The sequence below is a fragment of the Burkholderia sp. RF4-BP95 genome, assembly GCF_001521985.1.
Classification (GTDB): domain Bacteria; phylum Pseudomonadota; class Gammaproteobacteria; order Burkholderiales; family Burkholderiaceae; genus Burkholderia; species Burkholderia diffusa.
This window is the reverse complement of the sequence record NZ_LOSX01000005.1, coordinates 1-20,379: the sequence shown is the minus strand read 5'-3', so window position 1 is coordinate 20,379 and position 20,379 is coordinate 1. Positions and strand designations below refer to the sequence as shown.

The following is a 20,379-nucleotide window of genomic DNA, read 5'->3' as shown; positions in this document are numbered from 1 at the left end:
CTGTCACCAGCGAGGCTGTATCCCGAGAAAGTTGATGACACTGAAACACCTCCCTCCCACGTTCTGCTGGACGAAGATCGGTACCGAGTCCGGCGAGGAACTGCCGACCGTCGTGCTCCGCAAGGAATGGGAGCGCCGGCTCGGGGGCGGGCGTTTTCTGTGGGGGATCAACCAGCCGCTCGGCAGCAGCGCGCAAGTCGCCGCGCATCGCACGGGCTCGCTGCTCGCGCTGTTTTCGCCGGTCGCGTCGCGCGCGCGGCCGGGCGAGCGCAGGCGCGAGGACGCGCTGCTGTGGAATGCATGGGTCGACGCCAGCGGCCAGGTGCGGCCGCTGCCGCCGCACACGTTCATCGCGAGCCGCTCGACGCTGCCGTCGGGCCGGCGGCGCGAACAGCACTACGCACTCGTCTGCGCATCGTCCACCGCACTGACGGTCGGCACGCAACTGCGCGTATTTCCCGATCACCTGCGCAGCGTGAGCACGGGCAAGCCGCTCGGCGTCGCGCAGGGCGCGGCCGTGGTCGACTGCATCGGGCGCGCGAAGGAACAAACCGGCAAGAGCTATCCGCTCGCGCTGTCGGTCGAACTCGAAGCGCCGTATTTCGTGCGGCTCGCGCAGCCGTGCGTGTTGAAGGCGCGCGATCTCGCCGAGGTGAACAAGGCGACGCGCGCCGGCGATTTCGATCGCTTCGTCGAGCTGGTCGCGCGCTTGCGCGGCCGTTCGCCGACGGATGCCGTGCGCGGCGTCACGCGCGACCTGTTCGACGTGCCGCCGATCGAAACGGCGGCCGCCTACGTCGCGCCCTCGCATGGCGCGCGACTGCGCAGCCGGCCCACGGCGGAGCATCCGCGCGAGCTCACCGGCGATCTGTTCGATCTGTCACCCGGCGAAGCGGCCGCGTTCGGTGGTCTCGCGCATCCGCGCATCGGGCGCGCATGACGTTCTCGCTGCGCATGTGCGGCGCGTGACGCGAAGCAGGATCGCTGAATGTGCGTGCAACGATACGCATGCGCGTGGTCGCCATCCCGGCGTGCGCAAGAATTTGTTGCAATCTCGCCGTAGCGGATCGGCAAGCGTCGCGCGACAATCGCCACGAAGCGCGCCGCGCGGTCGCGCGCGTGTCGACAGGCTGCTCGTCGTCGTTCACGCCGCCGACATGCGCACCACGTACGGTGGTGCGTCGGCTTGCTTCACGCTGCAATCCTGAGGGAGAAGTGTCGATGTCGACCCACATCTGTTCGCGGGAAGCCCAGGCGGCTCAACGTTTCGTCGAAGCGACGCGCAACGTCGATCAGGCGTTTCGCGCCGTGCGCGGCGAAAGCGACGACGACGTTTCGTCGGCCGAATATGCGCGTGCGATGTCGCGCCTCGATCGCGCGCTCGACGAACTGGCGCGTGCGCAGGAGTGCTTCGATCGCGTGGTGAGTGCCGACTCGGCGCACGGCGACTGAACTCGATTCGCGGCTTCCACTTTCACTTCTGCTTATGCCGAGTCACGCCGACCGGATGCTACGCGTAGCCGCCGTGCTGGAACGAGGTCGCGAAGAACTGCATCTGGTAGCGGATCGCGTGCGCCCAGTAGTCCCATGTATGTCCGCCCGGACGCTCCGCATAGTCGTGCGGCACGCCAAGCGCGACGAGTCGTTGATGCAGCGTGCGGTTCGAGCCGACGAACGAGTCGTCGCGGCCGCAGTCGATCGTCAGGTCCAGATGCGCGCGGACGAACGCGCGCGCGTTTTCGACGATCGCGTTGCGGTTCCAGAATGACGGATGGCGGCCGGGGTCGCCGAATACGTGGTCGATGCCCGGTTCGTCCTCGCAGCAGCGCGGATCGACCGCGCCGCTGATGCTGCCGACCGCGCCGAAGGTGTCGGCCCGGTCGAGCGCGATGCGCAGCGCGCCGAAGCCGCCCATGCTGAGCCCGGTGATGGCGCGCGCGCCCTTGGTCGCGATCGTTCTGAAGTGCATGTCGACATACGACACGACTTCGTCGCCGACGAAGGTTTCGTAGCGGCTGCCCGAGTCGAACGGGCTGTCGATGTACCAGCTTTCGTGGCCGCCGTCGGGCATCACGAGGATCACGCGGTAGCGATCGGCCAACGCGGCGATGTGCGTGTTCGCGGTCCAGTCGGTGTGGTCGCCGCCGGAACCGTGCAACAGGTAGACGACCGGAAAGCGCTCGACGCCGCGTTCCGGGCCGTGGCGCAGGCGTGCGTAGTCGTCGGGCAGCACGACGGTCGCCTTCAGCGTCTGGTTCATCGCGGCACTCGGAATCGCGACGACCCGCGCCTGATAAGCGAGGGCCGGGCCCGCGGCAGCGAGCAGCAGCAGTAGCCAGAACGCGCGGATCAGGTTCATGGAGCCTCGCATGTGTCGTTTCCGTTCGGCAGTCGGGCATCGGGAAAACCCTGTTTGGCGACTCTAGCAACCGTGCCTTTCAGCCAAATTTCGGCGAATCCTACGAGTTGTCAGGTGGCGGGCGCGCAGTCCGGCGGCCGCGCGCGTCAGCCGAGACAGCGCGTCAGCGCCTCCCGGAACGCGGCGGGCCGCTCGGCCGGTATCAGGTGCCCGCAGCCGGCGATCGTTTCGAAGCCGGCACAGCGCGCGAGCGCCCAGTCCGGCACGTGCCAGCCCGCACGCGAGCGTTCACCCGCGACGAGCCACACCGGATGGCGCTCGAATACGTCGGCGAGCGCCTGCAGATATTCGGGTTCGCCCGTCGTCGCGACGACCGAGCGTCCCATCGCGCGCAGCGTCGACGCCGGCTGATGTGCGAGCCAGCGGCGTGCATCGACGAGCTGGCGTGGCGACGGATCGTCGATCGAGCCGCGCAACCAACCGAACGGATCGCCGCGCAGGCCGTCGAGCATCGCGTCGGCTTGCGCGGCCGACATGCGACTGACCGACGCCGACCAGAACGCATCGTCGAGCGTGAAGTTGCCTTCGACGTTGACGATCCGGCGCACGCGCGCTGGATGCGCATGGGCGAACAGCATCGCGATCGCGCCGCCGACGGAGTGACCGACGATATCGACCGGCTGCGTGCCGAAGTGCGTGTCGATGGCATGCCGCAGATGCTCGACCTGTGCGGCGAGCGTGATCGCGTCGAACGGCGCGTCGCGATGGATGCCGTAGCCGAGCAGGTCGGGGGCGAGATGCGGGCCGGGCCATTCGGGCACGTCGAACGTGCCGATGAAACCGTGGACGAAGACGACGGGCGGGGTGGGCGGGCTCATTGGGCGGTTGACGACGGAAGAGGCGGCAATTCGAGTTCGGCGAGCAGTTCGTCGAGTTCGAGCACGTGGGTGCGATCGTGGTCGAGCAGTTCGCGCACGAGTTCGTCGAGCGACATCCGGCGGATGCCGTCGCGCAGCCCGCAGCGCTGGAGTTCGGACGGTTGTAGCGCGGCGGCCGTCGCGCACAGCGCGGCGCGCCCGGTGCGGAATGCGGCAAGCGCGTCGTCGAGCGGCTGTGCGAGGTAGTCGCGCTGCGCGGCGAGTGCCGTCCCGTCGACGGAGGCGATCACCGGCAGTTCGTGCGCACGCACGACTTCGATGCGTTCGGCGAACACCGCGTCGAGGTCGCGCAGGTGGCATGCATGCTCGACGAGCGAGAAGCCCGTGCCGGCGGGGCGGCGCGTGATCAGCGCGGCGGGAACGTGCGCGGTGTACGCGGCGATCCGCGCAGGCATCGCGGCCAGCGTGGCGACGACGTCGGCGAACGGCAACACCAGCGGAAACGCGCTGAATACCGCGCCGTAGCTGAACAACGCGCCGCCGATCCGGCCGCGCGCCTGCACGACGTCGTGCCCGTGGCGGCGCATCACGTCGGCGACCATCGCGCCGCAGAACTGTCGGGCGGTCGTATCGGCTTCGATTTCGGGGAATTTGTGCGCGATTTCGTGCTGGATCGCGCCGATCGCGGCGACGCCGACACGCGACAGCGCCGCGAATTCGACATAGCGTCCGGGTTGCGTAATCAGCGCTTCGAGCTGCGCGCCGAGGGGTGTCGCGCGAAAACGGTCGAATCGAGAATGCATGATGGAAATCGCTTTTCGGTCCAGTAACGTATCAAAACGATACGTTACTGGACCGATAGCGTCAACCGGGGCGCTTCGGGCAATGCGCTGCATTACTCCTTGCCGGCGCTCTTGGCTGCCTGTTCGATCAGCTTCGCGACTTCAGCCGGATGCGAGATGTAGGCGACGTGGCTCGACTTGAGTTCGATCGTCTTGCTGCCGGCGCGTTGCGTCATGAAGCGTTCGAGCTCGGGGTTGATCGCGCGGTCCGCGGTGGCGACCACCGCCCAGCTCGGTTTGGTCCGCCATGCGGCGTGCGTGATCGGCACACCGAACGACTGCGCCGCCGGCGTCACTTGCGAGATCGCCATGAATTTCGCTTCGGCGGCCGGCACGTCGGCCGCGAAGTCGGCATGGAACGACGCTTCGTCGAAATACAGGTGGCCGTCTTCGGTCGCCTTGATCGCTTTTGTCGCAGGCGGCGTCTTCCTCGTCAGCTCGAGCGGGCTTTCGCCGGTGTCAGGCTGGAATGCCGCCACGTAGACGAGGCCCGCGACCTTGTCGTCGTTGCCGGCTTCGGTGATCACCGCACCGCCGTAGCTGTGGCCGACGAGGATGCTCGGGCCGTCCTGCGCGTCGACGACGCGCCGGGTTGCCTTCACGTCGTCGTCGAACGACGTTTCCGGCTGCTGCACGACGGAAACCTTGTAGCCATCACGCGTCAGGATGTTCGAGACGGCTTGCCAGCCCGAGCCGTCGGCGAAGTAGCCATGAACCAGCACGACGTTCTTGACGGGGGCGGCGACGGCCGCGTGCGAGCCGAGTGCGGCGGCGATCAAGGCGAATGCCGCGGCGATCCGGCGGACTTGGGAAAAGCGCTTCATTTTCATTCTCCAGAAGGAAGACAGGGTGGGGAACCGTCGAATATCGACAGGCGTCTTGTTCTGTCGATGAATGCATCCTACTAGTAGGTAGGGTAATCTTCAAGGAAAAATCGCGGCTGGAAAAGAGTATCTCAGGGAGGTAAACTATCCGTGTTTTTCATCCGACTAGATGGTAGATAGATATGACGGTATCTGGGGACAGCACGGCGGGCCGCATTCTCGAAGCCGGGCGGCAACTGATCATGCGGCGCGGCTACAGCGGGTTCAGTTATGCCGACATCGCCGACGCGATTGACATCCGGAAGGCGAGCATTCACCACCACTTTCCGACGAAGGCGGATCTGGCGGTCGCCGTACTGCAGCAGTCGCAGGCGAAATTCGATGCCGACATGGCATTACTCGACGCGAGCGGTGCCGACGCGCTGGTGCAGATGCGCGCATACATCGGCTATTGGGAACGCTGCATCGCGGACGACAGCGCGCCGTTCTGCGTCGCCGGCATGCTCGGCGCGGAGTTGCCGGCGCTGCCCGAGGAAGTCGCGCGAGCGGTGAGGGCGCATTTCGACGACCTTGCCGCATGGCTGGTGCGCGTGCTCGACACGGGGGTGAAAGATGGCGTGGTGCTGCCGGGCGTGTCGGTGCAGACCGAGGCCGCGACGTTCGTGTCGCTGGTCTATGGCGCGATGCTTGCCGCGCGGGCGTACGGCAATGCCGGGATGTTCAGGGACGTGACCGGTGGGGCGGTCGAGCGGCTCGCGGTGCCGCGCAACCGCGCGTGAGCCGCGCTCGCGCGGCGGGCAGGGGCGGCGCCCGGCGCTCATGCGGAGCCGCCTGACGCCGCACGGCTTACGTGCGCTTGCCTGCCTCGGCTTGCGCGCTCAGCGTCGCTTTCAGCGCCTGCAGTTCGGCCGTGAATGCCGGGCTGAAGTCCTCGGCTTCCAACAGCGGGCGGATTTCGATGTCGGAGTCACCGGGCATCGGATTCGGGCAGCGCTTCACCCATTCGATCGCTTCTTCCATCGATTTCACACGCCACAGCCAGAAGCCGGCGACGAGTTCCTTCGTTTCGGCGAACGGGCCGTCGATGACGGTGCGGTTCTTGCCGGCAAAGTGGACGCGCTTGCCGCGCATGCTCGGGTGCAACCCGTCGGCGGCCAGCAGGATGCCGGCCTTCGCCAGCTCCTCGTTGAAGCGGCTCATCGCGGCGATCATTTCAGGGTCGGGCATCCGGCCGGATTCGGAATCGGCGGTGGCTTTGACGATTACCAGGACGCGCATTGCGGTTCCTCCTCGGTTCGCAACGTGAGGTCTGCGGGACGGCCATGTCGGAAGGCCGGCCCGTGCTTGCAATGGTACGACGGGCGACGCAACGCAAAATCGACATCGGCGTGAAAAAAAGCCGTTGCACCGCTGACGGGCATGCTGGCCGACCCCCTCGTCAAAACTGGTATGCTGATCCTCACGACGTTCACGCGGAGGGTGCCATGGCTGCTAAAGAAGTCTCGAAGAAGAAATACCTGAAGATTCTGAACAAGCGTTTGCGTGCCGAGCCGGCAGCGCCGGACGGCGCGTCGTTCGTGTTTTTCCCGCTGGGTGCGAAAGCGAAGCATGCGACGGGCATCGTGTCCGGCGATGCGCGCAGCAAGCGCGAACTCGCAGTGATGGCCGCGGTCCAGCGCAAGGCGGCCGAAGAGTTCGTCGTCACCGGCGCCTGACCGGCCCCGTTTCCACCACGGTTTGTGCCGCCGCCTGCGTACGCTACGCGGTGGCGGTTTCGCAATACGCGATCACACCGGCGATCACGCGCGCAATGTCGTGCGTGATCGACGGGCCGTGCATCGGCAGGATGATGTCGAGATCGAGCGCCTGGATGCGGCGCAGCGCGCTCGCCAGGTGCGCGAGCGACGGCAGGTAGTCCGAGCGCGTGATCGCGTCGAGGATCGCCGGCAGCGGGTCGTCGGTCTCCTCCCTGCCGAAGCGCATCAGGATGTCCGACGACAGCAGTGCCTTGTACGCCGGCAGATACACGACGAGCGCGTCCCACTGATGCACGTGCTTCGTGAAGACCGGCACGACGTCGATGCCCGACAGCGTCGTCGGCTCGCCGTCCTTCAACGGAATCGCGCGCACGCCGAACACGTCGGCGAGCCCCCATGTACACATCGGATGTCCGTACGCGACGAGCGCCGGGTTGGCCGCGAGGAAGTCGGGCAGCGCGCCCATTTCGTCGGCCTCGAAGTGCGGGACGATCACGTTGCTGACCATCGACGGCGCGATGCCGACGGTGTCGAGCGCCGCGCTCAGTTGCGTGAAGTTGGAGCGCGTGCCCGTTTCGACGCACAGCACGTCGCCGTGCGACGATCGTACGAAGAACTGGCTGAAGCTCAGGTTCAGCGTGTCGACGTAGGACGTGGCGCGAAACAGGCCGTCGCGGACGGCGTCGATTCGGGAGGCGCTCATCGGGGATCCTCGCGCAGGGAAGGGGGCGGGCGCCGCGCCGCCCGCGCACCGCGCGTTGCGGTGCGGCAGACGGCGGCAGTCGATCTTCCGATCCAGTCTAGCAGCGCCGCTCCGGATCCGCGAACCGGGGCAACCCCGTGGCGCGCCGCGTCAGTTCTTCAGCTTGTAGCCGGTGCGGAACATCCACGCGACGATCGCGAGCAGGATCGCGAGGAACAGCGAGGTGGCCGCGAGGCTGATCCCCACATGCACGTCGGCCAGCCCGTAGAACGACCAGCGGAAGCCGCTGATCAGATAGACGATCGGGTTGAACAGCGTGACGATGCGCCATGCGGGCGGCAGCATGTCGACCGAATAGAAGCTGCCGCCGAGGAACGTGAGCGGCGTGATGATCAGGAGCGGCACGAGCTGCAGCTTCTCGAAGCTGTCGGCCCAGATGCCGATCACGAAGCCGAACAGGCTGAAGGTGATCGACGTCAGCACGAGGAACAGCACCATCCAGAACGGATGCAGGATGTGCAGCGGCACGAACAGGCCGGCCGTCGCGAGGATGATCAACCCGAGCAGCAACGACTTCGACGCGGCCGCACCCACGTACGCGATCACGATCTCCCAGTACGACACGGGCGCGGACAATATCTCGTAGATCGTGCCCGTGAAGCGCGGGAAGTAGATGCCGAACGACGCGTTCGAGATGCTTTGCGACAGCAGCGACAGCATCACGAGGCCCGGCACGATGAACGACCCGTAGCCGATCCCGTTCACGTCGCTGATGCGCGAGCCGATCGCAGAGCCGAACACGACGAAGTACAGCGACGTCGAGATCACCGGCGCGATGATGCTCTGCATCAGCGTGCGGCGCGTGCGGGCCATTTCGGCGCGGTAGATCGCGCGGATGCCGTGGAAATTCCAGTTCGCCATGTGCGTTAGGCCCCTTGTGTGCCGTTGCGGCGGTTGTCGATCAGGCTGACGAAAATGTCTTCGAGCGAGCTCTGCGTCGTATGCAGGTCGCGAAAGCCGATGCCGGCCGAGCCGAGCGCGTTGATCAGCTTCGCGATGCTCGCGTCGTCGCGCTGCGAGTCGTACGTGTAGACGAGCGCGGCGCCGTCGTCCGCGCGTTCGAGCCCGAACGCGGCGAGTTCGCCCGGCACGGTCGCGAGCGGATGCTCGAGCTGCACCGTCAGTTGTTTCTTGCCGAGCTTGCGCATCAGCTCGCGCTTCTCTTCGACGAGCACGAGCTCGCCGCCGAGGATGATGCCGATCCGGTCGGCCATTTCCTCGGCTTCCTCGATGTAGTGCGTGGTCAGCAGGATCGTCACGCCGCTTTCGCGCAGCGAGTCGACCAGCTTCCACATGTCGCGGCGCAACTCGACGTCGACGCCGGCCGTCGGTTCGTCGAGGAACAGGATGCGCGGCTCGTGCGACAGCGCCTTCGCGATCATCACGCGGCGCTTCATGCCGCCCGAGAGCGTCATCAGCTTGTTGTCGCGCTTTTCCCACAGCGACAGCGCCTTCAGCGTCTTCTCGATGTGCGCGGGATCGGGCGCCTTGCCGAACAGGCCGCGGCTGAACGACACGGTCGCCCAGACGGTTTCGAACGCGTCGGTCGTCAGCTCCTGCGGCACGAGGCCGATCATCTCGCGGGCGGCGCGGTATTGATCGCGGATGTCGTGCCCGCCGACCGTCACGCGGCCTTCGGTCGGCGTGACGATGCCGCAGATCGAGCCGATCAGCGTGGTCTTGCCCGCGCCGTTCGGCCCGAGCAGCGCGAAGATCTCGCCGGGGCGGATGTCGAGGGTCACGTGCTTCAGCGCCTGGAAGCCGGACGCGTAAGTCTTGGAGAGGTCGGAGACGGAAAGGATCGGTTGCATGCTCACGGATGGCACGGCCGGTCGGTTCGACGCTGCGCGCCGCGCGTGCCCGGCGCCGCCGCTGCGAAGCGGCCGGTGTCGGGCGCGGCATGGCGAACGGGCGTCATGTCGAACGGCGTTGTGGTGCGGGATCGCAGGACCGCCATATTAGCAATCGGAAGATGGAAATGCATTTCGACGCAAAGGACGTGCGATGCGGGTGCCGGATTTGCGGCAAATGTGTGTGAGTCATTCAATAAAGCGATGCTTTATTTGAATCGGGCGAACAATGCGTGCGGTTTTCGGGCAATCGGCCAATGATCGCGCTTGCGCGCGGCAGCGTGGCGCGCAGCAGGCCGACTGTGCCGCCCGAACGCCGTCGCGCCGTACCGGGACGGCGTGCGCCGCGCTCGCGATAATGCGTTCCTTTCACGTCCCGGAGCGAAGCGTATGTCTCTGATCGATTTCAAGTCCGTCGCGGCCGCGCAGGCCGTTGCATGGAAATCCACGATCGTTGGCGAAGTCGGGCCCGCCCGGATCAAGGTGCTGCGCATGGACGCGCAGCCGTACGAAGCGGAAGTGCACGACTACAACGAAGGGCTGCTGGTGCTCGACGGCAGGCTGATGCTCGAGGTCGACGCGAAGACGGTCGTCGTCGAGGCCGGGCAGATGTACCTCGCGGTCGCCGGCTTGCGCCACGCGGTGCTGCCGGGCAGTCACGGCACGCTCGCGATCATCGACATGTGAGGTTGCGCCACGGCATGCGTGCGGTCGCCGGAGGCCCGCACGCCGGGCCTTGCACGAGGTCGACCGCCGACATTCAAACGCGCGTTATACAGCCTCGGTATTTGTCTGAGCAAATAAATTGAAGGCTGTTTGAAAAACTGTCAAATACCATGCTCGCACTAGGATCGCGCGGTTCGGCACGTTTGGAACTCTGCATCCATTTACTTGTGCGTAGCGTCCGCTCATAGTCTCGACAAACGACGCATCACGATAACGAATCAAGCGTACGTACGGAGACCAATACATGAGACGCCTATCCGAGGGCCTTGTCGCATCGCCGTTTTCCTGCTTTTCGCCGGATGCGGGCACGACGCGCATCGCGTGCTGCCTGCGTCATCGCATTGCGTTGTCGCTGTAGCGACGCACCACATTCCATTTCGATTTCCCCGATGGCGCCGTGCCGCATGACGGCGGCGCCGGATAGCGCTTGCCTGCCGCGTCGGTCCTGATCGCATTCGCGTGACCGGCGACGCGGCGCGCATTGCGTGCATCGTCATGCGCCGCGCGTCGTCGCGACGGCGCGATACCAACCGGCGGGCCACGCAGCCCGTTCGGGCGAGACCTGTCTTACCTCACAAGGAGGGGTTGATGCTTTGCATTCCTGATTGGCGGAAGGCGATCCTGTCGTGCGCCGTGCTGGCGCTGCCGTTCGTTGCCGGCTGCGGCGGCGGCGACGATCCGGGCCCGATCAACGTGCCGCAGTGCTCGGGCAGCGCATGCGGGCCGAGCGGCGCGGAAACGACACCGCCCGTCGTGACGAAGCTGTGCCCGGATTCGCTCGACTACACGACGACCTACACGGGGGGCGCCGGCAGCGGCGAATACGTGAAGGTGAAGTTCGACACGACGAAGCTCACCTACCAGATGCAGTTCATCGAATCGTCGGTGCCGACGTCGGCGGGGCAGGTCAACGACACGCGCGCGGGCCTGACGATCAGTGGCGCATTCCACCATCCGACCAATCTGCCGACCGCCGAGCAGAACCGCTGCGCGTTCGTGCTCGACAGCGGCGCGACGAGCGACGGCGCGTATGCGGTGACGATCAATCGCGCGGATCCGCCGATGCTGTTCGTCGGCAACGGGGTGGTCGGCGGCGGCATTCCGGGCGCGACGATCGCGTTCGCCGGTCTCGAGCCGTTCCCCGGCGTCGTGCTCGGCACCGTGCCGTCGCGCACCTTCGATTTCTATCCGTTCATCGGCTTCACCGACACCGAAACCGACTTCTCGAAGGTCGCCGGGAATTACAACGAACTCGGCATCCACCTGTCGCCGGTCGGCGGCAGCGCGCAGAGCAGCACGGGGGCGGTCGGCTGGCAACCCGACGTCGTCAACTGGAACCAGACGTTCAATGCCGACGGCTCGTGCACCATCACGGCAGGCAGCGACTACTCGTGCCAGACCACCGGAACGCCGTGGGCGTTGCGCAAGAACGCGGACGGTTCGTCCGACAACGTGTTCGTGAGCCATCCGCTGGCGAACGCGGGCGGCAGCCTCATCTATCCGTTCGCGGGGCAGGGCTCGGCAATCGTCATCGTCGCGCCGAGTCAGGCGAAGGGCATCATGATCGTCGGCAAGCTGAACGGCGTGCTGGTGCCGGTCGTGATTCGCGTGGGCTACACGCATATCGACGCGAGCAACCTGCTGGCGTCGGTCGCCGATGCCGAGGTGGGGATCTCGATGCTGTCGCGGACCACGGCCGTCGCGGCCAATTCGTTGAAGGGCGGTTTCATCGGCGCAACGAGTGCGTCGGCGTGCGGCGTCGTGGCGCCCAGCACCGCGACGTTCGCGATCGCGACGGCGGGGCCGAGCTTCAACAACAACATCCCGCATCCGGATCTGCCCGGCACCTTCGACGGCACCTTCTTCCTGGCACAGGCCGGCAGTTGCAACGACGGTACCGCCGTATCGACGATGGCCGCGAACTACACGTCGACGCTGTTCCAGGGCGCCACCGCGGCGTTCATCGACCCGCAGACGTCGTCGGTCACGTCGCAGTTCGCGCTCGACTACACGCAGGCCACGCCCGGCAAGATCAAGGTCACGGCCTCGCAGGACTTCAACGCGAAAGGGGCGAACGGCAACGTGGCGATCTTCAGCAAGGGCGACACCGGCTGGCTCGTGACGGCCGGGAACATCTACGCGATGGTCGTCAACAACAACAAGGTCAATCCGTTCTTCACGGTCGGCGCGTTCGTCCAGTAACGGCGGCACACCGAACACGGAACACCGGCGGCGCACGCGTCGCCGCCGGCGAATCGAAATTCAAGAGGATTCCTATGAATGTGAAGCATTGGATGGCCGCGGCGTCGCTCGCGCCCGTGCTGGTCGCGTGCGGCGGCGACGGCGACCCGCCGCCCGCGCCGGTGGTCCGGCTGTGCCCGCAGACGATCGACTACAACACGGTGTTCATCGGCGGATCCGGCTCGGGCGAGCTCGTGAAGGTGCAGCTCGACACGACGAAGATGACGTACCGGATGACCTACCTCGCATCGCCGGTGCCGACGACCACCGGCACGGTGCAGCCGACGCGCGACACGGCGCCGGCCAACGTTGTCGACGGCACGCTGGCCGACGAAACCGGCTTGCCGACCATGAAGCTGAACCAGTGCACGTTCCGGATGCAGAACGCGAGCCTCGACCCGAGCCGGCCGGCGCGCCTGTTCCTCGGTGAAGGCGTGCTGGGCGGCGCGATTCCGGGCGCGACGATCCAGTTCGACGGCGTGATCGGCGTGGGCAAGATTCCGAAGACGACGTTCCCGTACTACCCGTTCATCAGCTTTTCGTCGCTCGAAACCGATCTGACGAAGATCGCCGGCACGTACAACCAGCTCGGCTACCACCAGGTGCCGTCGCAGAACTTCCAGCCGGTGGCGCTCGACCAGCAGGTGACGATCAACGCGGACGGCAGCTACGTCGAGACCGACAACTTCGGCAAGAAGAACGGCGGGCAGCCGCTCGCATCGAGCGCAACCGTGAACCAGCCGTTCACGCTGCGCACGGATGCGCCGGCGTTCCAGTCGCTGAACTACCAGCCGCAGATTCCGCCGACGCTCGCCGCGCTCGATCCGGCGAAGGCCGGCAAGGGCATGCTGATCGTCGGCAAGCTGCGTAACCAGCTCGTGCCGGTCTTCATCCGCACGGGTGCCGCGAACGCGGACCTCACGCAGGGGCCGCCGAGCGCGGACGACGAGTCGGGCATCTCGTTCCTGAGCCCGCAGGCGGCCATCGCCCAAGGCTCGCAGAACGGCGAGTACACGGGTGTCGACAGCGCGTTCAACTACCGCGCGACCGCGCTCGTCGGTGCGCAGGCGACGTTGCTCGATCCGTTCAACGCGTCTCAGGCCGCGCTCACGCGCGCGCTGAACCTCGACTACACGCAGAAGGTGCCGGGCGTCGTGACGACCGTGCACGCGGACGCGGCGTCGGGGCCGGCGACCGGCAAATTCGTGTTCACGGGCGGCGTGTTCGGGTTCCTCGACATGGCCGATACGAGCAATCCGTACTTCACGGTCGGCGCGTTCGTGCAGTGATCACACGCGGATGGAGACACGGCGGCGTCGCGCATGGCTGCGCGGCGCTCCGAAAGAACGAGGGGGAGACTTCATGAAGAAGCTGATTGTCGCGGGTGTCGTCGCAGGCGTGTCGACGCTCGCATCGGCCCAGCAGGCGGGCGACAACGTCGCGACGCTGGGCTGGCTGCACATCATGCCGCAGGATTCGACCAACGGGCTGACGACGAATCTCGCGAGCATGCCGATCAACGGGCCGCTGCGGCTGCCCGGGTCGTTCACGTCGCCGGGCACCAGCCTGACGGTCAACAACGCCGATACGGTCGGCCTCACGCTCACGCACTTCTTCACCGACCATATCGCGGTGACGTCGGTGCTCGGCGTGCCGCCCGAGTTCACGCTGACCGGGCACGGTGTGATCCGGCCACCGGGCCCGGCCGGTTCGCTCGGCAGCGTCAACATGGACAATCCGTCGAATCAGCCGGCCGTGAAGAATGCGCGGCAATGGAGCCCGACGATCATTCTGCAGTACTACTTCAATGCACCGACCGCGAAGTTCCGCCCGTTCGTCGGGATCGGCGTGGCCTACAGCTGGTTCAGCAACATCGAACTGAACGGCAACTTCGCGAAGGACATCAACGAGAACCTCGGCAGCGTGCTCGCGGCCGGCGCCGGCAAGCCGGGGCCGACGTCGGTGGAGGGCAAGGCATCGTCGTCGTTCACGCCGGTCTACAACGTCGGCGCGAGCTATGCGATCGACAAGCACTGGGGGCTGACGGCGACGCTGACCTACATGCCGCTGAAGACTTACTCGTCGCTCGTGATCAAGGCCGCCGACGGTTCGACGCTCGCGACCACGCGCACGCGGCTGAAGGCCGATCCGCTGATCACGTTCGTCGGGATCTCCTACAAGTTCTGAGCCGTCCGGCGTGCATTGCGCACGCCGGCGGCTTCCTGCGACCGAGCGGCCGGACCGATCCGGCCGGTGTGTCGCGTTCCTGGCGGCATGCCGCCATTTGTGAAGAGAGAGGGGGCAGTTCAAATGAGCATTCGCAAAATCGTATCGCTTGTTGCTGCAGTGGCATTCACCGCGGTTTCGGCCGCGCCTGCTTTCGCCGTGACCGTCTCGCGTGCCGACGGGCAGGCCATGAACCCGAACGGAGAGCCGTTCTCCGCGACGGGCCTCACGGTCCTGGCCAAGGGCTCGATCAATGCGACCTGCAACGCGACGTTCAACGGCACGATCTCCTCGACGGGCATCGTCAACATCACGTCGACGACGTTTACCGGCGCCGCGACGTGCGGCCTGATCAGCGGCAGCGCGACCAGCGCATCGCCGTGGACGGGCCAGGCCGACAGCACGACGCAACTGTCGATCAACAACGCGAAGGTGACCGTTTCGCTGCTCGGCGCCTGCGGGCCGAGCAAGGTCGTGACGACGTGGAGCGATCCGAACTCGTCGCTGACGTTCAACAACGCGGTGTTGACGCCGGACTGCACGGTCAGCGGCACGGTCGCCACGTCGCCGAAGTTCCACGTGCAGTAAGCGTCGCGCGATCGAGACCGGGCGCCCGCCAGGAACGAGGGCCGTGCAACGATGCGCGGCGGGTGTTCCGGTTTCGCGATGCATTCGTGTCGTCGCGCGTATCGGCGTGACGACCGGCTGGCCGCCTGCTTCGCGATCCGATGCGGGCGGCCATGCAGGGGCCGGTGCGATGCACCGTGCCGCCTGCTTCGAACGACATAAAACAATCATTCCGGACCACCCATGCTCACCGATCCAGCGAAGTATGGCGATGCCCGCGCTGCGACGCCCGACCGGCTGCGCACGGCCGCGTGGCTGCAATACCTGATCGAACACTTGAACGAAGCGGCGTGCGTGGCGACGGACGACGTCGGCGCGACGGCCGCCACGCCGACGCACGCGGCACGCGTGCGTGCCGGCGCGAACCTGTCGCATGAAGCGATCGCCGTCCTGCACGAACTCGCGCCGTGGATTGCAACGGACGGCGGCGGTTGCGCGTGCGATGCGACCGATGCGTGCATGCACGTTCCCGACGCGCGGCAGCTCGCGCACGCGGAACGGTGCTGCCCCGGATCGCGTGCGGTATTCGATGCGGCGCATGGTTTCATCGATGCGTGGGCCTTCGACGATCCGAACGACGGCTGGGCCGCGCTCGAGCGGATTGCCGGCGGCGTCGGACCCGGCAGCGACGAAGTCGACGGGCACGAAATGCGGGAGCGACTCGCGAACGGCGAGGCGCCGCCTGCGAAGAACCTGAGAGAACGACATGCGGCCGTCGCGGCGGCCTGCGTGGCGCCGTCGGCCGGGCCAGGGGCCGTCATCGACGCGATCGTGCTGCGCGTCTGCGGGCCGCGCGACGACGCAGCGCGCATCGACGAGATGGCCGCACTCGCGATGTTCTGCGCGGAGCTTGCCGCCGGCAAGGGGATGTCCTTCACCGCGTACGGTGGTCGGCACAATCTGGTTGCGCGCGCGATTCGTGAACGACGCACCGATCTCGCGTCGGTCGATGGACTGCTCGCGGCGGTGTCCGTGTGCCGGCTCGACCGGCTCGTTGGCGCAGGCAGTTTCTGGGCGTATTACCTGCTGGCGGGCATCGTGATCGCGGCGCCGGGCATGGTGCGCGAGTTCGCGCGCCGTTTTCATGGCGACGCGTGGCAGGCGTGGCTCGACGAAGCGCTCGCGTGGCCGGCGGTCGGCCGTTTCGGGATGAAGGAGGATGTTGCGTTCGAGCGTCTGAGCGGCGCGATGAGCCTGACGTCGCGATCGAATCCGATCGTGCGCGCGAAACGCGTGCGGCCGAGGGGGGCGAAGCAAGCGTGATCGACATTGTCTGCATCAGCATGCTGGCGTTCCTATAAATACGAATACCCTCGCGACTGATTGATTCAATCGACTGAAAAATGCAGAAAATAATCTCAAAAATTGCGTGTCGGTTTGAAGTTCGGTAGAAGAGAAATATTTCATTTCTCTTACGAGGTGGTTGTCATGCGAGATGCACTGGGCGGCGACATGGTTCGTCTTGGTGACGTGACCGACGACGGTGGCAAGGTTGTCGAAGCAACCGACGAATTGAAGCACCGTGGGATTGCCGTATCGCTGGACGGCCACGGCGTGACCTGCCCGAAATGCGGTGGCGTTTTCCCGCTACTGGCGAGCGGTCCGCGCACGCATCGGGGCCGGCGCGTGGGTTATCTCGGCGACAAGACCGGTTGCGGCGCCACCGCGATCGGCGCGTGAACGGCGGGAGATTGTCACTGGCAACACTCAATCAAGTCCGCACGCCGGCGATTTCCGATGCGGCGCTGCCGACCTATGGCGTTGACGCTTTGCCAGTGTTTACCGGTGTGCCTGCAGGCACCGATCTGAGCCGCCGTCGCCGCGTCTGACGCCCGATTTCGAATACGCAGAACAACACCAAGAACAACATGGCCAATCCATCGCACCCCCTTCCTTCCGTCGACGCGGCGATCGTGCCGCTCGACCGCGTTCACTTCGCGGATCTCGAGGCCGGAGCGTCCGGCTTCGATAACTGGCTGCGGTCGGTCAGCGGCGGATACGTAACGCTTGGCCGCATCAAGGAAGTGTCGGGCGCCCTGCCGGTGCTGGGCAATATCATCGCCGCTGTCGACGTATGTGGCGACATTTCGAAGCTGATCCGAAATCGCAGCATCAAACCCCGCTCGAAGGCCGAGGAAATCGAGCAAATGCTGGACTGGGCGAATCTGGCGATCAACCTGATCGGCGTGATGCCGGTGCCGCCCGGCACGGCCGCCGCGCGCATGTCATTGCGTCCGACGTTGGGGCTGGTGCGCCAGAAGGTCCGGCAGGGCGCGAAGGATCTCGCCACGGCATCGGTGACGATCATCGCGGGACATTTCACGGCCACGTTGATGGGGGATCTCGAGCCGTTCGTCGTGGAGGCGAAGAACCGGCTGACTGAACTCCTGAACGAAGCGGGCAAGGAGGCCGAGAAGCGCCTGACGCAGTTGGCGAACGGGCTCGAAGCGTTGGCGTCGGGACGCTTGACCGACCCGAACGAGAATCTGGCCTCGGCACGGCGGAAGGTGGCGCGCGTATCGGTCGACGCGCTGCTGCATGAGCCGGCCGAAACGCTGGGTGACCTGTTTGGCGCGGTGTGGGACGTGTACAAGGCCGGCGCGAAAGCCGAAGCGAACGTGCTCGTATCGCTGACGCCGGCGCAAGCCAGGGCGGCGATCCACGAGCTGGCCGCCGATATCCGTGCGAGTATTCCGGACGTCAAGCGGCGGATTCACGGTTTGGCCGGCGAAGACGTGGGCACGGTGATGTACCTGCTCAATGTCCTGATCCGCGCGCTTCAGGTGAAGCGTCATGCCTTCGCGACGGTCGACAGCCGCAAGTCGAATCAGGCGAAACGCAAGGAAGGCGGACAACAGGTCACCAACGTCTCCGAGCAGGCAAACGCCCGCAAGCCCGGTCCGGGCTGCCGGTGCGAGCCCGGCCAGCCCCCTGCGCGGGTTGGCGGCGCGATCGGGCTCGCGCTTGGAGACGAATCGTTCACGCACACCGATTTCGTGCTGCCCGGTATCGTTCCGATCGAATGGATACGAACCTATCGCTCGAACTTCGGTGCCCATGATGAGCAGGGGCCGTTCGGTCCGCGCTGGACATCGCCCTATCACGCGGCGTTCGAGGCGCAAGGCGACGCGTTCGTCTATCACGATGCGTCGGGGCGCAGCCTCGTCTATCCGCCCCTGAGACCGGGTCAGCCGCATCGCGACCCGGTCGAGTCGTGCACGATCACGCGCGAATCGGGCGACCGGCTCCGCGTCGTGCGCGGCGAAACGTTGATCGAGACCTACGAGCGATACGGCACCCGGTTCGTCCTCGCCAGGATCGAGGACCGTTCGGGCAATGTGGTGGCGCTGACCTGGGCGAATGGTCTTCTCGCAACGATCGATGCGGGCGAGACCACCGCGACCGTGACGCACGACGCGACCGGCCGCATCACGCGCGTCGCGTTGATCGACGATGCGGGTGCGGTAATCCGCACGCTTGCACGCTATCGCTACGACGAAGCCGGCGATCTGGTCGAAGCAGCCGATGAGAACGACGCGTCGTGGAGCTACACCTATTCGCACCACCTTGTTACGCGTTACACGGACCGAACCGGACGCGGGACGAACCTCGAATGGGACGGCACGCACCTGGACGCGAAGGCGGTGCGCGAGTGGGCGGACGACGGCACATTCGATACGCGGCTGACGTGGCACGACCGTTTGCGCCTGACCTTCGTAACGGATGCGCTCGGTCATACGACGCAGCAGTACTACGACATCGACGGCTACGTGTACCGGATCGTGTATCCGGACCAGACCGAGGAATGGTTCTTTCGCGATGCCGCCAGGCACGTGACGCGTCACGTGTTCCCGGACGGCACCGAGGAATCGTTCACGTGGGACGACGCAGGACATTTGACGTCGCATACGCAGCAGGACGGGCGGACCGCATATTACGTCTACGACCGTAGTGGCGACATGATCGGCTTGCAGGACTCGGAAGGTCATCGCTGGCAGCGGTACTACGACAGCAAGGGGCGCGTGACCGAGGCGACCGATCCGCTCGGACGGGTGACGAAGTACGAGTACGGCCGCGCGGGCCTGCCGATCGCGATCACCGACCCGAAGGGCGGGACACGGCGGATTGCGTGGCGCGACGACGGGCAGATCGACAGCTACACGGACTGCTCGGGCAAGACCTCGACGTGGAAATACGACGAGCGAGGACGGATCGTCCAGCAGCAGAGTCCGGCGGGCGAGGCGACGCGGTATGGCTACGAGGCTGGCCAGCTTGCGTGGGTCAGGCATCCGGACGGCAGTCGCGAGACGTTCGAGCGCGACGCCGAGGGGCGGCTGCTGACGCATACCGATGCACTGAACCGGCAAACGCGCTACAGCTACACGCAAGCCGGCCTGCTGGCCAGGCGGATCCATGCCAACGGCGATGCGGTGGAGTACGGCTGGGATCGGCAGGGACGGATCACGCTGCTGCGCAACGAGAACGGACGCGAGTACCGGTTCGGCTATGACAGCGTGGGGCGCCTTGTCAGCGAGACGGACTTCGACGAACGCGTTACGCAGTACTTCCGCCATTCAGGTAGCGGCGTCGTGACGAATCGCCTGTCTGGCGACGTCATGGAGGCGTTCGAATACGACCCGATGGGACGGCTTGCCCAACGTCAGGGCTGGCCGGCGCAGTTCACCGATCGGGGGCAGGTGTTCCTGAAGCCGCAGGGCGAGGTGAAGGTCGAGCGCGAGTCGTTCCAGTACGACGGGCTGGGCAGGCTGTTGCAGGCGAAGAACGGTCAGTCGACCGTACGACGCTTCTACGACCCGCTCGGCAACCTTGAGCGCGAAACCTTGAGCCTTGCGGTCGAGCGCGAAAGCTACGAGTTTGTGTGGCGGCACGAGTACGACGAGGTGGGGGCACGGATTGCGACCACGCGTCCGGATGGCCGCCGGCTCGACTGGCTGACGTATGGATCGGGGCACGTGCACGGCCTCGTGCTCGACGGCAGGAGCGTCGCGAACGTCGAGCGGGACGACGCGCACCGCGAGACGCTGCGCGAACTCGGCAACGGGCTGAAGCAGGCGACGCAGTACGACGAGGCGGGCCGGCTTGCGCGGCAGACGCTGCAGGGCGCGGGCGGCAAGGTGGCGGAGCGCCGCTACCAGTACGACGCGGCGAGTCAACTGACCCAGATTGCGGACATGCGGCGTGGCGAGATCCAGTATGCGTACGATCCGATTGGCCGGCTCACGCGCGCGCAGTCGTCGCTGGGCGTGGAGACGTTTGCGTTCGATC

At 66.1% G+C, this 20,379-nt stretch carries 20 protein-coding genes; 12 read left to right on the top strand and 8 right to left on the bottom strand.

Annotated elements, in window-relative coordinates; all coding sequences use genetic code 11:
- The first annotated feature begins 34 nt into the window (after positions 1–34).
- The gene (locus tag WS46_RS00305) at positions 35–940 is read left to right on the top strand and encodes a hypothetical protein (protein ID WP_059688975.1); all 906 of its coding nucleotides are present in this window, start codon (positions 35–37) and stop codon (positions 938–940) included.
- A 281-nt stretch (positions 941–1,221) separates the two neighbouring features.
- Positions 1,222–1,452, top strand: coding sequence for a hypothetical protein (locus tag WS46_RS00300; protein WP_059688974.1), 231 nt, complete (start codon positions 1,222–1,224; stop codon positions 1,450–1,452).
- 58 nt (positions 1,453–1,510) lie between these two features.
- On the opposite strand, the gene WS46_RS00295 is transcribed toward WS46_RS00300, so the two are convergent.
- The 4 genes from WS46_RS00295 to WS46_RS00280 all read right to left on the bottom strand — a co-directional run bounded on the left by WS46_RS00295 (position 1,511) and on the right by WS46_RS00280 (position 4,903).
- Positions 1,511–2,359, bottom strand: coding sequence for an alpha/beta hydrolase family protein (locus tag WS46_RS00295; RefSeq protein ID WP_179949106.1), 849 nt, complete (start codon positions 2,357–2,359; stop codon positions 1,511–1,513).
- Positions 2,360–2,505: 146 nt separating this feature from the next.
- On the bottom strand, positions 2,506–3,237 hold the full coding sequence (locus tag WS46_RS00290) for an alpha/beta fold hydrolase (RefSeq protein WP_059688973.1): 732 nt from the start codon (positions 3,235–3,237) through the stop codon (positions 2,506–2,508).
- Entirely contained in the window at positions 3,234–4,040 is an 807-nt protein-coding gene (locus WS46_RS00285) for a DinB family protein (protein WP_059688972.1), read from the bottom strand. The genes WS46_RS00290 and WS46_RS00285 overlap by 4 nt, the downstream gene beginning before the upstream one ends.
- 92 nt (positions 4,041–4,132) lie before the next feature.
- Positions 4,133–4,903, bottom strand: coding sequence for an alpha/beta hydrolase (locus WS46_RS00280; protein WP_059689006.1), 771 nt, complete (start codon positions 4,901–4,903; stop codon positions 4,133–4,135).
- Between the two features lie 182 nt (positions 4,904–5,085).
- On the opposite strand from WS46_RS00280, the gene WS46_RS00275 reads away from it, so the two are divergent.
- Positions 5,086–5,682: a TetR/AcrR family transcriptional regulator gene (locus tag WS46_RS00275; RefSeq protein WP_059688971.1), complete on the top strand. Its 597-nt coding sequence runs from the start codon at positions 5,086–5,088 to the stop codon at positions 5,680–5,682.
- Between the two features lie 67 nt (positions 5,683–5,749).
- On the opposite strand, the gene WS46_RS00270 is transcribed toward WS46_RS00275, so the two are convergent.
- Positions 5,750–6,181, bottom strand: a complete 432-nt coding sequence (locus tag WS46_RS00270; RefSeq protein WP_059534128.1) for a YciI family protein — start codon at positions 6,179–6,181, stop codon at positions 5,750–5,752.
- A gap of 206 nt (positions 6,182–6,387) precedes the next feature.
- Here WS46_RS00270 and WS46_RS00265 point away from each other — a divergent pair, with 206 nt between their 5' ends.
- Positions 6,388–6,618, top strand: a complete 231-nt coding sequence (locus WS46_RS00265) for a hypothetical protein (RefSeq protein ID WP_059534130.1) — start codon at positions 6,388–6,390, stop codon at positions 6,616–6,618.
- A gap of 43 nt (positions 6,619–6,661) precedes the next feature.
- Here WS46_RS00265 and WS46_RS00260 read toward each other — a convergent pair whose 3' ends face one another.
- The 3 genes from WS46_RS00260 to WS46_RS00250 all read right to left on the bottom strand — a co-directional run bounded on the left by WS46_RS00260 (position 6,662) and on the right by WS46_RS00250 (position 9,234).
- The gene (locus WS46_RS00260; protein ID WP_059688970.1) at positions 6,662–7,363 is read right to left on the bottom strand and encodes an MBL fold metallo-hydrolase; all 702 of its coding nucleotides are present in this window, start codon (positions 7,361–7,363) and stop codon (positions 6,662–6,664) included.
- A 150-nt stretch (positions 7,364–7,513) separates the two neighbouring features.
- Entirely contained in the window at positions 7,514–8,284 is a 771-nt protein-coding gene (locus WS46_RS00255) for an ABC transporter permease (protein ID WP_059534134.1), read from the bottom strand.
- A 5-nt stretch (positions 8,285–8,289) separates the two neighbouring features.
- Complete coding sequence (locus WS46_RS00250) at positions 8,290–9,234, bottom strand: ABC transporter ATP-binding protein (RefSeq protein ID WP_059688969.1); 945 nt, start codon at positions 9,232–9,234, stop codon at positions 8,290–8,292.
- Between the two features lie 429 nt (positions 9,235–9,663).
- Between WS46_RS00250 and WS46_RS00245 the strand changes: the two genes are divergently transcribed.
- From WS46_RS00245 to WS46_RS00210, 8 genes are all read left to right on the top strand, one after another.
- Positions 9,664–9,960 (top strand): cupin domain-containing protein, encoded by a 297-nt coding sequence (locus WS46_RS00245; RefSeq protein ID WP_059688968.1) that lies wholly within the window; start codon positions 9,664–9,666, stop codon positions 9,958–9,960.
- A gap of 627 nt (positions 9,961–10,587) precedes the next feature.
- The gene (locus WS46_RS00240) at positions 10,588–12,201 is read left to right on the top strand and encodes a DUF2957 domain-containing protein (RefSeq protein WP_059534139.1); all 1,614 of its coding nucleotides are present in this window, start codon (positions 10,588–10,590) and stop codon (positions 12,199–12,201) included.
- A gap of 74 nt (positions 12,202–12,275) precedes the next feature.
- On the top strand, positions 12,276–13,529 hold the full coding sequence (locus WS46_RS00235; protein WP_059688967.1) for a DUF2957 domain-containing protein: 1,254 nt from the start codon (positions 12,276–12,278) through the stop codon (positions 13,527–13,529).
- A 73-nt stretch (positions 13,530–13,602) separates the two neighbouring features.
- Complete coding sequence (locus WS46_RS00230) at positions 13,603–14,427, top strand: OmpW family protein (RefSeq protein WP_059534144.1); 825 nt, start codon at positions 13,603–13,605, stop codon at positions 14,425–14,427.
- Positions 14,428–14,550: 123 nt separating this feature from the next.
- Positions 14,551–15,054: a hypothetical protein gene (locus tag WS46_RS00225; protein ID WP_059534146.1), complete on the top strand. Its 504-nt coding sequence runs from the start codon at positions 14,551–14,553 to the stop codon at positions 15,052–15,054.
- Between the two features lie 222 nt (positions 15,055–15,276).
- Positions 15,277–16,356 carry a hypothetical protein gene (locus tag WS46_RS00220; RefSeq protein ID WP_059688966.1) on the top strand — a complete coding sequence of 360 codons (1,080 nt, stop codon included), beginning with the start codon at positions 15,277–15,279 and terminating at the stop codon, positions 16,354–16,356.
- 165 nt (positions 16,357–16,521) lie between these two features.
- Complete coding sequence (locus WS46_RS00215; RefSeq protein ID WP_059688965.1) at positions 16,522–16,773, top strand: PAAR domain-containing protein; 252 nt, start codon at positions 16,522–16,524, stop codon at positions 16,771–16,773.
- Positions 16,774–16,961: 188 nt separating this feature from the next.
- The coding region (locus tag WS46_RS00210) for a DUF6531 domain-containing protein (RefSeq protein ID WP_059688964.1) at positions 16,962–20,379 on the top strand (3,418 nt) is incomplete at its 3' end.

What these genes read in the sequence shown, in the direction of transcription:
- WS46_RS00265 (WP_059534130.1), top strand. Translation starts at nt 6,388, where the DNA reads ATGGCTGCTAAAGAAGTCTCGAAGAAGAAATACCTGAAGATTCTGAAC.
- WS46_RS00255 (WP_059534134.1), bottom strand. Translation starts at nt 8,284, where the DNA reads ATGGCGAACTGGAATTTCCACGGCATCCGCGCGATCTACCGCGCCGAA.
- WS46_RS00270 (WP_059534128.1), bottom strand. Translation starts at nt 6,181, where the DNA reads ATGCGCGTCCTGGTAATCGTCAAAGCCACCGCCGATTCCGAATCCGGC.
- WS46_RS00240 (WP_059534139.1), top strand. Translation starts at nt 10,588, where the DNA reads ATGCTTTGCATTCCTGATTGGCGGAAGGCGATCCTGTCGTGCGCCGTG.
- WS46_RS00250 (WP_059688969.1), bottom strand. Translation starts at nt 9,234, where the DNA reads ATGCAACCGATCCTTTCCGTCTCCGACCTCTCCAAGACTTACGCGTCC.
- WS46_RS00300 (WP_059688974.1), top strand. Translation starts at nt 1,222, where the DNA reads ATGTCGACCCACATCTGTTCGCGGGAAGCCCAGGCGGCTCAACGTTTC.
- WS46_RS00280 (WP_059689006.1), bottom strand. Translation starts at nt 4,903, where the DNA reads ATGAAGCGCTTTTCCCAAGTCCGCCGGATCGCCGCGGCATTCGCCTTG.
- WS46_RS00215 (WP_059688965.1), top strand. Translation starts at nt 16,522, where the DNA reads ATGCGAGATGCACTGGGCGGCGACATGGTTCGTCTTGGTGACGTGACC.
- WS46_RS00220 (WP_059688966.1), top strand. Translation starts at nt 15,277, where the DNA reads ATGCTCACCGATCCAGCGAAGTATGGCGATGCCCGCGCTGCGACGCCC.
- WS46_RS00275 (WP_059688971.1), top strand. Translation starts at nt 5,086, where the DNA reads ATGACGGTATCTGGGGACAGCACGGCGGGCCGCATTCTCGAAGCCGGG.
- WS46_RS00305 (WP_059688975.1), top strand. Translation starts at nt 35, where the DNA reads ATGACACTGAAACACCTCCCTCCCACGTTCTGCTGGACGAAGATCGGT.
- WS46_RS00290 (WP_059688973.1), bottom strand. Translation starts at nt 3,237, where the DNA reads ATGAGCCCGCCCACCCCGCCCGTCGTCTTCGTCCACGGTTTCATCGGC.
- WS46_RS00235 (WP_059688967.1), top strand. Translation starts at nt 12,276, where the DNA reads ATGAATGTGAAGCATTGGATGGCCGCGGCGTCGCTCGCGCCCGTGCTG.
- WS46_RS00295 (WP_179949106.1), bottom strand. Translation starts at nt 2,359, where the DNA reads ATGAACCTGATCCGCGCGTTCTGGCTACTGCTGCTGCTCGCTGCCGCG.
- WS46_RS00230 (WP_059534144.1), top strand. Translation starts at nt 13,603, where the DNA reads ATGAAGAAGCTGATTGTCGCGGGTGTCGTCGCAGGCGTGTCGACGCTC.
- WS46_RS00225 (WP_059534146.1), top strand. Translation starts at nt 14,551, where the DNA reads ATGAGCATTCGCAAAATCGTATCGCTTGTTGCTGCAGTGGCATTCACC.
- WS46_RS00285 (WP_059688972.1), bottom strand. Translation starts at nt 4,040, where the DNA reads ATGCATTCTCGATTCGACCGTTTTCGCGCGACACCCCTCGGCGCGCAG.
- WS46_RS00260 (WP_059688970.1), bottom strand. Translation starts at nt 7,363, where the DNA reads ATGAGCGCCTCCCGAATCGACGCCGTCCGCGACGGCCTGTTTCGCGCC.
- WS46_RS00245 (WP_059688968.1), top strand. Translation starts at nt 9,664, where the DNA reads ATGTCTCTGATCGATTTCAAGTCCGTCGCGGCCGCGCAGGCCGTTGCA.